The following is a 14,857-nucleotide window of genomic DNA, read 5'->3' as shown; positions in this document are numbered from 1 at the left end:
GGTACCCGGCCGGCATGTCGTACGACCATGATGGGCCGCTGTTTCCGTCGCCCCGGGGGCCGGTGTCGGCCGGTGTGAAGGGCTACCTGCTGGACACCGGCCCGCTGCCCCGGCCCGAGACCGTCGCCGCCGCCGACCCCTACGGTGACGATCTCCAGCTCGCCCTGTACCTCTGCTACGAACTGCACTACCGGGGTCTCGCGGGCGTGCCCCCCGAGCGCGAGTGGGACACGGACCTGCTGCGCACGCGGGCCGCGCTGGAGCACCGCTTCCTGACCACTCTGCGCGCCGACACCACGGTGCACGACACGGTCGAGGACGCGCTGGGCGACCTGCTCGTCGAGCCCGTGGAGGGCAGCGGTGTCAGCCACTTCCTGCGCGAGGAGGGCGAGTTGTGGCAGGTGCGCGAGTACGCCACCCACCGCTCGCTGTACCACCTCAAGGAGGCCGACCCGCACGCCTGGGTGCTGCCGCGGCTCACCGGGCGGGCCAAGGCGGCGATGGCGGCGGTGGAGTTCGACGAGTTCGGCGGTGGCCGCCCCGACCGGCTGCACGCGCGCCTGTTCGCGAACCTGATGACGGACCTGGGTCTGGACACGACGTACGGCCGCTATGTCGACGCGGCGAGCGCGGAGATGCTCGCCACCGTCAACCTGATGTCCCTCTTCGGCCTGCACCGGGCCCTGCGCGGCGCCCTGGTCGGCCACTTCGCGGCCGTCGAGATCACCTCCTCGCCGGGGTCGCGGCGACTGGCCGACGCGATGCGCCGCACGGGAGCGGGACCGGCCGCCGAGCACTTCTACGACGAGCACGTGGAGGCCGACGCCGTCCACGAGCAGGTCGTACGCCACGACGTCATCGGCGGTCTGCTGGAGGAGGAGCCGCATCTGGCGCCGGACGTGGTGTTCGGCATCGACACCACAGGACTGGTCGAGGACCGGTTCGCCGCCCGGCTGCTGGAGAACTGGCGGGCGGGCCGTTCCTCCCTGCGCTCTTCCCAGCTTTCCGAAATCTCCCATACTTACTGATTGTCGGGGTACCTGGGTCCGGTGAATCCACTGGTACCGCCGGGTGTCTACTCCCCGCAGGAAGACACCGATCTGCTGACCGAAGCCCTGTTCGAGGAACCGTTGCCGCCGGGCGCGGACGTTCTCGACGTGGGGACCGGAACCGGCGCCCTGGCCCTGGCCGCGGCGCGCCGCGGCACGCGGGTGACCGCGGTGGACGTGTCGTGGCGGGCGGTGTGCGCCGCGCGCCTGAACGCCCGGATGGCGGGGCTTCCGCTGCGCATCCGGCGCGGCGACCTGTTCGCGCCGGTCCGCGGGCAGCGGTTCGACCTGATCCTGTCCAACCCGCCCTACGTGCCCGCGCCCGCCGAGCGCGCCCGGCCGCGCGGAGCGGCCCGCGCCTGGGACGCGGGCGGGGACGGCCGGCTCATCCTGGACCGGATCTGCCGCGAGGCCCCGGAGCTGCTGCGGCCCGGCGGTGTCCTGCTGATGATCCACTCCGCGCTCAGCGGACCGGAGCGGACCCTTGCCCATCTGCACGAAGAGGGCCTGCGGGCATCGGTGACACAGCGTCACTTCATCCCGTTCGGTCCCGTGCTGCGGCAGCGGGCCGGCTGGCTGCGCAGACAGGGCATGCTGGCCGCCGACGACGAGAAGGAAGAGCTGGTGATCGTCCGTGCCGAACTCCCCGTCTGACAGCGCGCGCCGGGTCACGATCCAGCGTCGCGGCCCCCTGCTCGTCGAGGGACCGGTCGAGGTGGAGCTGGAGGACGGCAGCACCGTCCGCTCGGACCGCTTCCGGGTCGCTCTGTGCACCTGCCGGCGGAGCCGCCGGTTCCCGTGGTGCGACACAAGCCACCGCGATCGGGCATAGCCACCCGCCAGAGAGTCAAGCGCTTTCGCTTCAATTCACCAGGTCGGGTGAACCCGCTCTTGCGTTTCGCCTTCCAGGGATGTTCGACGCCGCACCGGGGTAACTACCGAGACCGAGTGGGCCCCTTGCCGAGGTGGAGCGGCCATGACCCCGGATGCGGACGAACGTGCGGGCGAACCGCCCGCGGCGAACCCCAACGCCCGCACTCGGTTCGAGGGCCGGTTCACCGTGGTCGTGGCGGTCGGCGAGATCGATCTGGCGACGGCCGGGGCGCTCGGTGAACATCTCGACGCGGCCACCGCCGGGCCGCGGCCGGACGTGCTGGTGGATCTGCGCCGCGTGGAGTTCTTCGACTGCTCGGGGCTGCGCGTGCTGTGCCGGGCCGAGGCGCGGGCGAGGGAGCGCGGCGGCCGCCTGCGCGTCGTCTCCGACCAGCCGCGCATCCGCAGGCTGCTGGCCGGGACGGGGCTGCTCAAACGCTTTCCGCCCCTCCCCGGTACGTCCGGGGAGGGGCGGTGGTGACCCGGGAATCGGCGGGCGGCCCCACTCCGCCCGTCCGATCCCCGAGGCGAGATCGTCGCCGCCCCGCGGCGAGGGCCCGCACTCCCCATCCGCGAGCCGCTCCGGTTGACCACGGGGTCCACGCGATCCCGGTCTCTCAGAACTCGAAGACGTCGGCTCCGTAGGCGTACTTCAGACAGGAGTTGGCGAAGGTGCGCTCGTAGGAGACGCGCTTGCCCTGCCAGACGCCGTCGACGGTGACCACGACGGGGTCGTACTGCTTGGTGCACAGCACGTCGGTTCTTGGCGCCAGTCCCTCCAGGCCGCCCGCGGCACGCAGTTCGGCGCAGGCCAGTTCGGCGGCCGGGTGGGTTCCGGAGGGCGTCGGCGCGCAACTCAGGGTCACCGCCCGCAGCGGCGTCGCGTCGGCTGCGCTGTCGCCGTGGCCGACGGTCAGGACCAGGGCCGAGGGGGCGTACAGGGAGGCCGGCGTGGCGAGGGCGGCCCCGGTGAGGGGTCCGCAGACGGCGGTGGCGGTGAGGGCGAGGGTCGCTGCCCAGCGCGCGGTGTTCCGCATCGTGTGCATCCTTCCGCAGGATTCGAGGGTGTGCCGGACCGTTCAGGGGTGGTGCCGGAACCGGCGACCGCGAGTCTGCCGAGTCCGCGACGGAAACACACCTCGACCCCATGCGATTCAGTAACCTTGCGTGTTGAATCAGTGGCGCGAAGTCACGGAATTCGAACACGTCGGGCCCGTAACTGTGCGGTTCTTGATCGCCCGATGCAGCCAAGTGGCTGGTTTCCACCGCTTCGTTAATAGGCCTGAAACATTCCGATTGAGCTCTCGGCTGACTCCCCCGCAGCCCCTTGTGTTCATGGAACAGCCGCGTAATCGTCATTACATGATTACGAACGAGCAGCGAGAGAATCTGCGCGGCTGGCTCACCGGCCGGCTGCCCGAAGGCCTCTTCGAGGAGCCGCCCGAGGTCACGGTCGACCGCGAGGAGATCACCGTGATCGGCCGAATCTCCGCACCCCGGCTCGCCGAGGACGCCTCGGACGCCGAGCGGGAGGCCGCGGTGGAGGGCCGCATCCAGGAGTTCCGGGAACGCACCCGCGAGGCCCGGATCGAGGTGGCCCGCGAGGCGGAGCACCGCTATCGCCGGAAGGTGTCCTGGGGTGTGGAGTGCGACGGCCGGCGCGCCCTGTTCACCCATGTCGCCGCGCCCGTCATGACCCGGCTGCGCCAGCCCGAGCGCCAGGTCCTCGACACCCTCATCGCCGGCGGGGTCGCCCGCAGCCGCAGTGACGCCCTCGCCTGGTGCGTGCGCCTGGTGCAGCGTCACACCGACGACTGGCTCGCCGACCTGCGCGAGTCCCTCGAACACGTCCAGCGGGTGCGGGCACAGGGCCCGGACGCCGAGCCGGAGCCGGAGGACGCGCCGACGGACGAGGAATGAAGGAGGTTTCGCCCACCCGGGGGCCGCACGCACCCGCCCATACCGCCGAGTAGGGTCACCACGGCGCGTACTCGACGAGGAGAGGCGGGACGTACGGATGGCCAAGCACTGGGCGGACTTCCAGTACGAGATCTATCTCAACGGACTGTCAGGTGCCGTCCCGCGCCTGCCGACCGATCTGACCCGGCTGGAGGAGCTGACGGAGCAGCGGCTCGGCCCCGGGCCGGTCGGTTACGTGGCCGGCAGCGCGGGCGACGGCAGCACGGCACGCGCGAACCGGGCGGCCCTGGAGCGCCGCCGGATCGTGCCGCGCATGCTGCGGGACGTGCACGAGCGGGATGTGTCGGTCGAGGTGCTGGGCCGGACCCTGCCCGCCCCGCTGGCCCTGGCCCCGGTCGGCGTGCTGTCGATCATGCACCCGGAGGCGGAGTCGGCCGCCGCCCGGGCCGCCGCGGCACAGGGCGTGCCCTTCATCCTGTCCTCCGCCTCCAGCACGCCGATGGAGCAGGTCGCCGAGGCGATGGGAGAGGCCGAGCGCTGGTTCCAGCTGTACTGGCCCAAGGACGTCGAGGTGGCCCGGAGCTTTCTGAACCGGGCCAGGGCCGCCGGGTTCACCGCGCTGGTCGTCACCCTGGACACGCCGTTGCTGGCCTGGCGCCCCCGCGATCTCGACCAGGCCTACCTGCCCTTCCTGCACGGTGTCGGCACAGCCAACTACTTCTCCGACCCGGCCTTCCAGGCGGCCCTGGCCAAGCCGGTGCACGAGGACCCGAACGCGGCCGTGCTGCACTTCGTCGGCATGTTCGCGGACCCGGCCAAGACATGGCCGGACCTGGCGTTCCTGCGGGAGAACTGGGACGGCCCGATCGTGCTCAAGGGCATCCTGCACCCCGACGACGCCCGGCTCGCCGCCGACGCCGGGATGGACGGAGTCGTCGTCTCCAACCACGGCGGCCGTCAGGTCGCGGGCTCCGTGGCCGCCGCCGACGCGCTCCCCCGCGTCGCCGAAGCCGTCGGCGACCGGCTGAGCGTCCTGTTCGACAGCGGCGTCCGCACCGGCGACGACATCTTCAAGGCGCTCGCGCTCGGCGCGCGGGCGGTCCTCGTGGGACGGCCCTACGTCTACGGGCTCGGCCTCGACGGACAGCCGGGCGTGGAGCACGTGATCCGCTGCCTGCTCGCCGAACTGGACCTCACCCTCGCCCTGTCCGGGCACGCCACTCCCGCGACGATCGGTCCCGCCGACCTGATCGAGGAACGCGCGTGAGGCGCAGCTCGGCGTGACCGGGGCTCGCGCAGGGCGGCGGCCCGGGAAGACCGCTCGCCCCGCGCGACACCCGCCCGCACACGTCAGGCGCCCCGACCCGCCGCCGACCGCACCTGGGGCCGCCCCGTGCCGGTGATCGACAGCGACCCCGGGCTCGCGGAGGCCCCCGGGTCGGCCAGCCACCGCTGGGCCGGGGAGCCGTTCCGGACCTTGACGACGATGTCGGCGTCCGTGTCGGCCGTGGTGGCCGCCAGCGCGAGCCGCTCGTCCCAGCGGGGCAGCAACTCCCCCTGCACGGTCAGGTCGTAGCGCACGTCGTTGCGCCGCGTCCCCTTGTCCCCGGCGCATTCACCCAGCACGACAACCCCGGCGTCGACGTGCGAGTCCAGGCACAGATCCGGGTCCGCCTCACTGCGCAACAGCCCGTCGGTCTCGTACGACCACTGCTGGGTCACCGCGCGGGAGCACTGCGCCAACTCGGTCCCGGCCCCCGCCTTCACCTCACCCTCGATGTCCAGGCACAGGCCGGCGCCGGCGTTGCGCAGCCGGGACGTTCCCGGTGCCGAGGGCAGGTGTGCGGTGCTGGGCGTGGAGTCGGCCCCGGTGCCCGGCGTCGCCCCGTCGCTGGCGCTGTTGGACGCGGCCGGGTCGACCCCGTCGTCGTGGGACCACAGGCCGACGACGGCGAACACGGCGATGAGTCCCGCCGAGGCGACGCCGACGCCGGTCAGCAGTGCCCGCGACGCGCGCGGGAAGCCCTCGGGTCCGCGGCCGGGCATCGGGATGCGGGGCAGGATGCGCTGCCGGCCGCCGCCGTGCCGGGCGGAGCCCCGAGGGCGCGTCGGCAGGTTCGCGCGCCCGGGTCTGGAGTCGAGATAGCGGCGCGCGCCCCAGCCGAGCACCGCCTCGGCGAGGAGCACTCCCAACCCGCCTTCGAAATGGCTCAGTTGTTCGGCGGCGAAACGGCAGTAGCGGCACTCCGTCAGATGTTGCTGCACATCGGGCAGCAACGCCCCGCCCCGGCGAATCGGAACATCGAGGAGACGGTTGTAGAACCGGCAATCCTTGGTCGGCGCCAGTTCCCGGTGGGCTTGTACACAACCTTCGCGGAATTTCTCCCACGCCTGTTCGAGCGCGGCCGTGGCGGTCTCGGTATCCATGCCCAGCAGGCCGGCGGGTACGGATATCGGTTCCGCCTCCACCTCGGTGTGCCAGAGCAAACACCGGCCGACTCCGGGGAGAGCCTGGAATGAACGGTCGGCGAGCTTTCGGTTCTCGGGCGTCATGAACTTCGCCGAACGCATACCGCGCGCTCCGGAGGGCTTGTGCAGCTCCGGCAGAACGGCGGCCAGCCGGTCGTCCGCCGACCACGTCCGCACCGTGTCACGCACGGCGACGAGTAAGCGGGGGCGCAGGGCGACGCCCGGCTCGCCCAGCGCCAGCCGGTCGAGCACCTGGTGGAAGGCGGCGGACGTCACCATGGAAGCGGATTCGCCGCGGGTGGACAGACAGATGCCCGCGTAGTCGCGGGCGGGTTGCCAGTGGCGTGTCATGAGCAGCGCCACGGATCGGGACACCTCCGGGTCGGGGCGGCCCCGGAGCCGGGCGGCGAGGTGCTCGTCGGATTCTCCGGAAACCCCGCCGACGGGCGGGTGGGGCGGACGAGGGGGGTGGGGGGTGGGCACTGAGCGGAATCCTTCCCAGGCGCATAGGACACACGGGCACAGTGGCCGCCGCAAAGGCCCCCTGGTTGGTGCACACCTTCTGGACGGCGGGCGCGCGGAGCGTGAATTCGGGTACGACCGTCCGACCCGGCTCCCCCTGGATTGGACGAACGAGACCCGGACATTCCCCCCGCACGGCTAGCTCACCCTTGCACAACGCACCCAAGCCAACAAGGCACTTGAGCAACATCCGCCTCGTTGAAAGAAAGTCAGATACAAGAGCGACACGCCGCGTCCACTGGAGCTTTCCGCATTCCATGCGCCCCGTGTGAAACAGGCGCACGCGCCGGCGCCCCGCGCACGCTCCCGGCGCGCACCATCCCGAAGTGCACTGGGAAGCGACCCCTTTGAGAAGGCCACGCGCAGGACGGCGGCTCTCCTGCGCCGCGCGGGCCGCCGACCCTGTTCCTCCCGCCCTGGGTCGGCGGCCCAGAAGGGCGTCTCAGATCTGCCAGGAGCGCAGCCGGTCGGCCGCGCCGTAGACGTCGGCCTTGCCGGAGATCAGGTCGCGGGCGAGGTCGACGAGGGCGCCGTAGGGCGGGTCGATACCGGCGCCGCTGACGAACATGTAGGCCACCGCGGTCGCGCAGGCGAAACGGGCGTTGGCCGACGGCAGCGGCTTGAGCAGCGCGAGGGTGTGCAACAGGGCCGCGGCACGCCAGGCCGGGTCGGAGTCCACGCCGAGGCGCGGCGGGTCGACCCGGTGGCGGGCGACGGCGGCGACCAGCGCGGAGAAGTCGTTGACGGTGGGCTGGTCCGGCAGGACCTCTTCGTGGCGCTGGAGCAGCCAGGGCACGTCGATGTGGATGACGGATGCCATCGGTCAGGCGACCCGCCCCTCGCCCGCGGTGGGCGGTTCGTCGTCGGGGAAGGCGGCGGCGAACTCGTCGGCATGGGAGGCGAAGAAGCGGCGAAACGCTTCTGCACCCTCTTGCAGGGCCCGGTGCCGGGCTATGTCGGCGGCGGCGGCCTCCCGCACGAGCGCCTTCATCGACGTACCGCGTTCCTTGGCGATCTGCCGCAGGTCCTCGAGCTCCCGATCGCTGAACTCCACATTCAGTGCTGGCATGCCCTCACGGTACCGTCGGGGTACTGGATCGTAAATACCCCCTGTTCAGAGCACCTGCGAGGTGGTACCTTCCGGCGCTCGGCCGACCCCAGTTCCACGTCCGATTCCCGCCGGTCGCAGGCCGTGCGGGCCAGCAGACTGGAGCCATGACCACTTACACGACGATCGACAGCCCACTGGGGGAACTGCTGCTGGGCGGCGAGGGAACCGCGCTCACCTCCGTGTCCCTGCCCGGACAGCGGAACACGCCACGCGAGCGTGCCGAGCGGTTGCCCGACGGCGGCCCCCTCGACGAGGCCGCGCGGCAGCTCGGCGCCTACTTCGCGGGCCGGCTCACCCGATTCGACCTGGATCTCGCGCCCGAGGGCACGGACTTCCAGCTCAGGGTGTGGCGGGCACTCGACGACATCCCCTACGGCGGCACCACCACGTACGGGGAGCTCGCCGCCCGGCTGCACGTGCCGCGCGCCGAGATCCGCGCCGTGGGCGCCGCGATCGGCGCCAACCCCCTCCTCATCGTCCGCCCGTGCCACCGGGTGATCGGCGCCGACGGCTCGATGCGCGGCTACGCGGGCGGCGTCGAGAACAAGGTGCGGCTGCTCACGCACGAAGGCGCGCTGCAGCCGATGCTCGCGTGAGGGAAGGAGACGCCATGACGCTGACCGAGGCACGCGCCCGCGACCGTGTCGCGGACACCGACTGGACCGCGCTCGCCGCCGAACTCGACGTGCACGGCAGCGCCCCCACCCGGCGGCTGCTCACCCCCGCCGAGTGCCGCGACCTGGCCGCGCTGTACGAGAAGCCGGAGCTGTTCCGGACCACGGTCGACATGGCGCGGCACCGGTTCGGCTCCGGGGAGTACCGGTACTTCACCCACGACCTGCCCGCGCCCGTGGCCGCCCTGCGCGCCGCGCTGTACCCGCGCCTGCTGCCGGTCGCCCGGGAGTGGGCGGACCGGCTCGGCTGTCCGGCGCCGTGGCCGGACGAGCTGGCGGACTGGCTGGAGCGGTGCCACGCCGCCGGCCAGAACCGCTCGGCGCAGATCCTGCTCAGCTACACCGAGGGCGACTGGAACGCACTGCACCGGGACGTGTTCGGCGAACTGCTCTTCCCGCTCCAGGTGGTGGTCGGACTCGACGAGTACGGCACCGACTACACGGGCGGCGAGTTCCTGATGGTCGAGCAGCGGTCCAGGGCCCAGTCCCGCGGCACCGCCACCGCCCTCCCGCAGGGTCACGGGTTGGTGTTCACGACCCGGGACCGGCCCGTGCGCGGCCGGCGCGGCTGGTCGGCCGGAGCGATGCGGCACGGCGTGAGCACCGTCCGCTCCGGCCACCGCCGCGCCCTGGGCATCGTCTTCCACGATGCGGCCTAGTGTCCGTCGTCCGGATCAGCTCGGCGTCGCGGGGTCCGGCACACCCACCCCCCCCAGAGGAGGCACCCCTGGCGGCGTTGTCGTCACTCGCCGACTCCCCCACGGCCCCGCTCGGCTCGGCCGCAAGGCACCGGCCCCTGCAGCCGACCTGGTCCGAACGACAGACCCTAGGCTTCCGCCCACAACCCCCTGCGCCGGTAACTCCCCTGCCACAGAAGCCTGTTGAGGATGCGGACCGGGGGCGGTACGGCGTTGAGGAAGGCCGCGCGGTCGGCGGGTGGGGCGCCGTCGACGATCCACGGCACGAACACCGAGGCGCCGCGCAGCCCCTGGGTCTGCCGCATGCGGCCGGTGAAGGCGGCCCAGTCCGCGGCCGTGAGGACGTCCTGCATCAGCGGCAGTGCGCCGTCCTCCTCGTGCTTCAGGTGGTCGTCGAGGGTGGCCCGGAGCGCCGCCACCAGCTCCGGCAGTTCGGGCGCGCGGTCGGCCAGCGCGGTGTCCACGGCAGCGAGCAGGGGGTCGATGCGGGAGTGCTCGGCCTCCATCTCGTCGAGCAGCTCGAGATCGCGCGGGCGGCCGGCGACGCGGTCCCTGACCCGGGGCCACAGCTCGCCGTCCTCGGCGGTGTGGTGGATGTGCAGCTGGCGGGTGAAGTTCTCCCAGCCGGCGCGGACACCGGGTGTGTCCGCCCGGCCGGCGGCGACGGCCCGCGCGAGCCGGTCGAGGTCGCGGCGGAAGGCGTCGTGGGAGGCGTACATGGCGGTGAAGTCGATGTTCATCGGATCGCTCGTCTCCTTGCGTCGGACTCGCGTTCCAGAGGCCGGCGCGGACGGGGAGTGTGACGCGACCGCGTCTTTCTGAGAGCTGGGTCACATTCCGGCCTCCCCATGTCACATTCGGACCCCTCCCGGGCCTCGCAGTAGTGAGTACGCCGACGGGGAGGCCCCACCGACATGACACAGAACTCGGGAAGTCCGGCCACGGACGAGGCGACCGACGTCTACATGGAGCATCGGGAGCTGCTGTTCAGCCTCGTCTACAACGTGCTGGGCTCCGTCGCCGACACCGAGGACGTCCTGCAGGAGACCTGGCTGTCCTGGACCGGCCGCGCCCTGCGCACCGAGTCCGTCTCCCTGGCGATGCTGGTGGTCCTGGAGTCGCTGACCCCGCTGGAGCGCGCGGTGTTCGTCCTCAACGAGGTCTTCGGCTACCCCCACACCGAGATCGCGGACATCATCGACCGCACCCCGGCGGCCGTACGGCAGCTCGCGCACCGCGCGCGGGCCCACGTGCACGCGCGGCGGCCGCTGTACCGCGCCCATCCCCGGGTCCGCCGGGAGGCGACCGAGCGGTTCGTGCGGGCCGCGCTCGGCGGGGACATCGGGGAGCTGATGGAGATCCTCGCACCGGACGTCACTGTGTGGACGGACGGCGGCGGCAAGCGGAAGCCGGCCGGTCTGCGCCCGGTGCACGGCCGGGACAAGGCCGTCCGCCTCATCGCCTCCTACGCCGGCCGGCGCGCCGAGCAGGGCCTGGAGCTGCGCTACCGCCGGGTCAACGGCGACGACGCTGCCGTGGTGTTCCAGGGCGACTCCCCGTACGCCGTGATGGTCATGGACCTCACGCCCGAGGGCGACCGGGTCAGCGGCCTGTACATCGTGACCAACCCCGACAAGCTCACGCACGTGCACAAGGAGGAGGAGTGACCGACATCCGCACGTCCGGCAGGGGCGAGCGCGTCGCCGACTGGCTCGACGGCCGGCTCGGCATCCACACGCTCGGCCGGAAGTACCTGCGCAAGGTCTTCCCGGACCACTGGTCCTTCCTGCTGGGCGAGATCTGCCTGTACAGCTTCGTCGTCCTCGTCCTGACCGGCGTCTACCTCACCCTCTTCTTCCACCCGTCGATGAACGAGGTGACGTACCACGGCAGTTACGTCCCCCTCAACGGCGTCCGCATGTCCGAGGCGTACGCCTCCACGCTGCACATCAGCTTCGACGTGCGCGGCGGGCTGCTGATCCGGCAGCTGCACCACTGGGCGGCGCTCGTCTTCGTCGCCGGGATGCTGACGCACATGATGCGGCACTTCTTCACCGGCTCGTTCCGCAAACCGCGCGAGGTCAACTGGGTGTTCGGCTGGACGCTGCTGTTCCTCGGCCTGTTCGAGGGCCTGTTCGGCTACTCGCTGCCGGACGACCTGCTGTCGGGCACGGGCCTGAGGTTCGTCAACGGGGCGCTGCTGTCGGTGCCGGTCGTCGGGACGTACCTGTCGATGTTCCTCTTCGGCGGCGAGTTCCCGGGCCACGACATCGTGGCGCGGTTCTACTCGCTGCACATCCTGCTGATCCCGGGCATCATGGCGGCGCTGGTGGTGGCACACCTCATCCTGGTCGTGTACCACAAGCACACCCAGTTCGCGGGCCCCGGGCGGACCGAACGCAACGTGATCGGCACCCCGTTCATGCCGGTGTACCTGGCGAAGGCGGGCGGCTTCTTCTTCCTCGTCTTCGGCGCGCTCTCGCTCGTCGCCGCGGTGGCGACGATCAACCCGGTCTGGGTCTACGGCCCCTTCCGCCCCGACCAGGTCTCCACGGGTGCCCAGCCCGACTGGTACCTGGGCTTCGCGGAGGGCCTGGTGCGGGTGATGCCGGGCTGGGAGGTCACGCTGTGGGGCCACACCCTGGTCCTCGGGGTGCTGATACCCATCATGGTGTTCCCGTTGCTGCTGGTCCTCATCGGCGTCTACCCGTTCCTGGAGGCCCGGGTCACCGGTGACCGGCGCGAGCACCACCTGCTGGACCGCCCGCGCAACCGTCCGGTCCGCACCGCGATCGGCGCGGCCTGGATCAGCCTCTATCTGATCCTGCTCGCGGGCGGCGGCAACGACATCGTGGCCACCCGGCTGCACCTGTCCATCAACACGGTCACCTGGACGGTGCGGGTCGCCGTCTTCGTGCTCCCGGCAGTCGTCTTCGTCATCACCCGCCGCATCTGCCTCGGGCTTCAACTCCGCGACGCGGAACTGGTGTTGCACGGCCGGGAGACCGGCGTGATCAAGCGGCTGCCGCACGGGGAGTACGTCGAGGTGCACCAGCCGCTCGACCAGGCCGAGCTGCACACCCTCACTGCCCACCGGCGGCAGAGGGAACTCGTGGAGCGCGAGCCCCGGCCCTGAGGGGCCTCAGCCCTGGTCCGCCACGAAGGAGGACATCCGGGCCAGGGCCGCGTTCCAGTTGATGGCCGTCTCGTTCGTCGACCAGGACTGGATGTCGTCGATGTAGCAGAACTGACCGACGCAGCCCTGGAGTTTGCTCTGCGCGTAGGGGTCCTGGATGGAGGAGTTCGCTCCGCCGGCCAGGGTCCCGCTCGGCGGGTTCGGGAGGTTCGGGTCGAGTTCGTGCGCGTACCAACGGCTGTGCTGGTTGTGGGAGTTGACCTCGCCGTAACCGGTGACGTACGAGAGGTTCAGCGCGTTGCGGCCGAGGATGTAGTCCATGGTCTCGACCGCGCCGTCGCGGTACTTGGAGGCGCCGGTGATGTCGTAGGCGGTGGCCAGGACGACCCCGTTGTTGAGGACCTGGTGGCTGGAGCCCCAGTCGTACAGGTTCTTGTCGGGGGCATACGGCATGCCGTACGGCTGGGCGGCGAGCGTGGCCAGGTAGCGGTCGGCGCCCTTCACCACGGACCGGCGGATCTTGTCACGGCCGGGCAGCTTGCTGGGCACCATCGCCAGGTCCAGGCGTCCGGCGGCCGCCGTCCGGCCCCAGTCGAAGCCATTGGGGCCGAAGATGTCGGCTGTGTTCTCGGGCGAGTTCAGCACGTAGTCGGCGAACTGCTTCTCCCCGGTAGTGAGATACAGCTCCGCGGCCGCCCAGTAGAACTCGTCGGTGGCGTTGGTGTCGTCGTACGCGCCGCCTCCGGTGGCGTCGCTCGCCGAGGCGTACATGGCGGGGTGGGCGAGCGCGGCGGACCAGGCCTTGCGTGCGGCGGTCAGGGCCTTCGTGGCGAAGGCGCGGTCGTAGGGCCGGTACAGGCGAGCGGCCTGCGCCGCGGTGGCGGCCAGGTTCAGGGTGGCCTGGGTGGACGGCGGGTGCAGTTCGCGCTTCTGCGGGTCGTCGCTGGGCAGCAGGGGCAGGCCCGTCCACTGCGCGTCATGGATCTTGTGGTGGGCCATGCCGGCCAGCGGCTGTCCGTCCGGGACCTGCATCTTCAGCAGGAAGTCCAGCTCCCAGCGGGCCTCGTCGAGGATGTCGGGCACCTTGTTGCCGCTCTCCGGGATGGCCAGCGTGCCGTCGCCCAGTCTCGCCGACTCGCCTGTGAGGGCCAGGCGTTCACGCTCGTAGGTGCTCAGCAGCTCCCAGGTGGCGATGCCGCCGTTGACGACGTACTTGCCGTGGTCGCCGGCGTCGTACCAGCCGCCGGTGACGTCGAGGGTGTAGTCGCACACGCCGGGCTGGCAGGGGACCTTCGAGTCGCCCCGGTTGGGTGCCACGTCGAGGTGGCCGGCGGGGCGGGCGTATCCCGGGCGCAGGTCGTCACGGATCGCGATGCCGCTGCGCTGCGTGTAGTAGTACTTCACGGAGTCCAGCCGCAGCCGCTCGTACGCGCTTCCGCCGATGTCGAACGGCCGGCTGGTCTCCCCGTCCGCGACCAGCGTGTAGCCCTTGCCGGCCTTGCGGTAGCCGCCGAAGTCGATGGAGTGGACGTTCTGCCCGGAGGAGACGTCGGTGCCGCGCGGCACGGTCCAGCCGTGGGCGACCGTCGCGCCGCCCGCGTTCTTCAGCTGCCAGGGAAGCTTCGCCGTGGCGTCGGTGACCAGGGTGGCATTCTTGGGGCCGGAGGGCAGATAGGCGACCTGGTTGACGCGCACCCGTGGGCCGGTGTCGGGGTGGTACACCTCCGGCGGGACACCGCCCAGCAGCGAGACGTCGTCCATGCACAGCCGCCAGGCGTCCGCGCTGCCGCCGGCCTGGAGGGCGACCTGGGCCTGGGTGGTGTCGACGGGCGAGGTGAAGGTGTACGCGTAGGTGTCGCCCGAGACGCTGAGCTGCGGACTCACCTCGAAGTAGGTGTCGTAGGGCGACACCTGCAGGCCCACGATCGCCCGCACCACGTGCCCCGCGGGCGAACCGGACGCCTTGAAGCTGAACTTGTACGACTCCCCCTTCACGAGGGTGACGTCGTTCTGGCCGACGGCCGCGTCCCAGCGGTTGGTGGTGCCGCCGGGCACATCCGCGCACAGCTGCCCGCCGGACAGTCCCGCGGTGACGTTGGTCGTCGTCCACCAGGGATCGGTGGTGGTGTCGAAGGTGCCGTTCTTGAGCTGCTCGACCTCGTCGGCGACGGCCGGGCCGGCGGGCAGGCCGGTCAGCGCCGCGCCCAGCAGGGCGGTCAGGGCCAGCAGGACGGTTCTGCGTCGTTTCACGTCTGGGCTCCTCGGGCGGAGGTGCGGGGACGCTCCCAATCACCCCAGCGATGGGAGCGCTCCCAGATGCGGACGCAGCACATGCTTGTTGGCGCCATGACACCGCGTCAACGGTCCGGACGGGACTGGTTCCCGCCCGGGCCGTCGACCGGTAC

At 71.5% G+C, this 14,857-nt stretch carries 16 protein-coding genes; 10 read left to right on the top strand and 6 right to left on the bottom strand.

Features of this window, described 5'->3' with window-relative positions; genetic code table 11:
• Window positions 1-14: 14 nt before the first annotated feature.
• The 4 genes from FBY22_RS13785 (at window position 15) to FBY22_RS13770 (ending at window position 2,403) form a co-directional block, all read left to right on the top strand.
• On the top strand, window positions 15-1,028 hold the full coding sequence (locus FBY22_RS13785; RefSeq protein ID WP_142145500.1) for an iron-containing redox enzyme family protein: 1,014 nt from the start codon (window positions 15-17) through the stop codon (window positions 1,026-1,028).
• Between the two features lie 12 nt (window positions 1,029-1,040).
• Window positions 1,041-1,703, top strand: coding sequence for a HemK2/MTQ2 family protein methyltransferase (locus FBY22_RS13780; RefSeq protein ID WP_142147604.1), 663 nt, complete (start codon window positions 1,041-1,043; stop codon window positions 1,701-1,703).
• On the top strand, window positions 1,684-1,881 hold the full coding sequence (locus tag FBY22_RS13775) for a CDGSH iron-sulfur domain-containing protein (protein WP_142145498.1): 198 nt from the start codon (window positions 1,684-1,686) through the stop codon (window positions 1,879-1,881). Before FBY22_RS13780 ends, FBY22_RS13775 begins: the two co-directional genes overlap by 20 nt.
• Before the next feature lie 144 nt (window positions 1,882-2,025).
• Window positions 2,026-2,403: an STAS domain-containing protein gene (locus FBY22_RS13770; protein ID WP_142145496.1), complete on the top strand. Its 378-nt coding sequence runs from the start codon at window positions 2,026-2,028 to the stop codon at window positions 2,401-2,403.
• 136 nt (window positions 2,404-2,539) lie between these two features.
• Here the strand turns inward: FBY22_RS13770 and FBY22_RS13765 are convergent, their stop codons facing one another.
• On the bottom strand, window positions 2,540-2,959 hold the full coding sequence (locus FBY22_RS13765) for a subtilase-type protease inhibitor (RefSeq protein WP_142145494.1): 420 nt from the start codon (window positions 2,957-2,959) through the stop codon (window positions 2,540-2,542).
• A gap of 325 nt (window positions 2,960-3,284) precedes the next feature.
• Here FBY22_RS13765 and FBY22_RS13760 point away from each other — a divergent pair, with 325 nt between their 5' ends.
• The gene (locus FBY22_RS13760; RefSeq protein ID WP_142145492.1) at window positions 3,285-3,842 is read left to right on the top strand and encodes a hypothetical protein; all 558 of its coding nucleotides are present in this window, start codon (window positions 3,285-3,287) and stop codon (window positions 3,840-3,842) included.
• 97 nt (window positions 3,843-3,939) lie between these two features.
• A complete protein-coding gene (locus tag FBY22_RS13755; protein WP_142145490.1) occupies window positions 3,940-5,109 on the top strand; it encodes a lactate 2-monooxygenase in 1,170 nt (389 codons plus the stop codon).
• A gap of 83 nt (window positions 5,110-5,192) precedes the next feature.
• Here the strand turns inward: FBY22_RS13755 and FBY22_RS13750 are convergent, their stop codons facing one another.
• The 3 genes from FBY22_RS13750 to FBY22_RS13740 all read right to left on the bottom strand — a co-directional run bounded on the left by FBY22_RS13750 (window position 5,193) and on the right by FBY22_RS13740 (window position 7,902).
• Window positions 5,193-6,794, bottom strand: coding sequence for an RICIN domain-containing protein (locus tag FBY22_RS13750; protein ID WP_142145488.1), 1,602 nt, complete (start codon window positions 6,792-6,794; stop codon window positions 5,193-5,195).
• A gap of 481 nt (window positions 6,795-7,275) precedes the next feature.
• On the bottom strand, window positions 7,276-7,653 hold the full coding sequence (locus tag FBY22_RS13745) for a toxin Doc (RefSeq protein ID WP_142145486.1): 378 nt from the start codon (window positions 7,651-7,653) through the stop codon (window positions 7,276-7,278).
• Between the two features lie 3 nt (window positions 7,654-7,656).
• Complete coding sequence (locus FBY22_RS13740) at window positions 7,657-7,902, bottom strand: hypothetical protein (protein ID WP_058921364.1); 246 nt, start codon at window positions 7,900-7,902, stop codon at window positions 7,657-7,659.
• Window positions 7,903-8,048: 146 nt separating this feature from the next.
• Here FBY22_RS13740 and FBY22_RS13735 point away from each other — a divergent pair, with 146 nt between their 5' ends.
• Window positions 8,049-8,540, top strand: a complete 492-nt coding sequence (locus FBY22_RS13735) for a methylated-DNA--[protein]-cysteine S-methyltransferase (RefSeq protein ID WP_142145484.1) — start codon at window positions 8,049-8,051, stop codon at window positions 8,538-8,540.
• A 14-nt stretch (window positions 8,541-8,554) separates the two neighbouring features.
• Window positions 8,555-9,277: a 2OG-Fe(II) oxygenase gene (locus FBY22_RS13730; RefSeq protein ID WP_142145482.1), complete on the top strand. Its 723-nt coding sequence runs from the start codon at window positions 8,555-8,557 to the stop codon at window positions 9,275-9,277.
• A gap of 167 nt (window positions 9,278-9,444) precedes the next feature.
• Here the strand turns inward: FBY22_RS13730 and FBY22_RS13725 are convergent, their stop codons facing one another.
• Window positions 9,445-10,056: a hemerythrin domain-containing protein gene (locus tag FBY22_RS13725; RefSeq protein WP_142145480.1), complete on the bottom strand. Its 612-nt coding sequence runs from the start codon at window positions 10,054-10,056 to the stop codon at window positions 9,445-9,447.
• 174 nt (window positions 10,057-10,230) lie between these two features.
• Here FBY22_RS13725 and FBY22_RS13720 point away from each other — a divergent pair, with 174 nt between their 5' ends.
• Together FBY22_RS13720 and FBY22_RS13715 are read left to right on the top strand one after the other, a co-directional pair.
• A complete protein-coding gene (locus FBY22_RS13720; protein ID WP_142145478.1) occupies window positions 10,231-10,983 on the top strand; it encodes a sigma factor-like helix-turn-helix DNA-binding protein in 753 nt (250 codons plus the stop codon).
• On the top strand, window positions 10,980-12,452 hold the full coding sequence (locus FBY22_RS13715; protein ID WP_399211059.1) for a cytochrome bc complex cytochrome b subunit: 1,473 nt from the start codon (window positions 10,980-10,982) through the stop codon (window positions 12,450-12,452). Before FBY22_RS13720 ends, FBY22_RS13715 begins: the two co-directional genes overlap by 4 nt.
• 6 nt (window positions 12,453-12,458) lie before the next feature.
• Here FBY22_RS13715 and FBY22_RS13710 read toward each other — a convergent pair whose 3' ends face one another.
• The gene (locus FBY22_RS13710) at window positions 12,459-14,702 is read right to left on the bottom strand and encodes a glycoside hydrolase family 9 protein (protein ID WP_142145476.1); all 2,244 of its coding nucleotides are present in this window, start codon (window positions 14,700-14,702) and stop codon (window positions 12,459-12,461) included.
• Window positions 14,703-14,857: the final 155 nt, after the last annotated feature.

Origin of the sequence: Streptomyces sp. SLBN-31, from assembly GCF_006715395.1 — a bacterium.
Classification (GTDB): Bacteria; Actinomycetota; Actinomycetes; order Streptomycetales; family Streptomycetaceae; genus Streptomyces.
The sequence above is the reverse complement of the archived record's forward strand: the minus strand, read 5'-3'. Positions and strand labels throughout refer to the sequence as shown.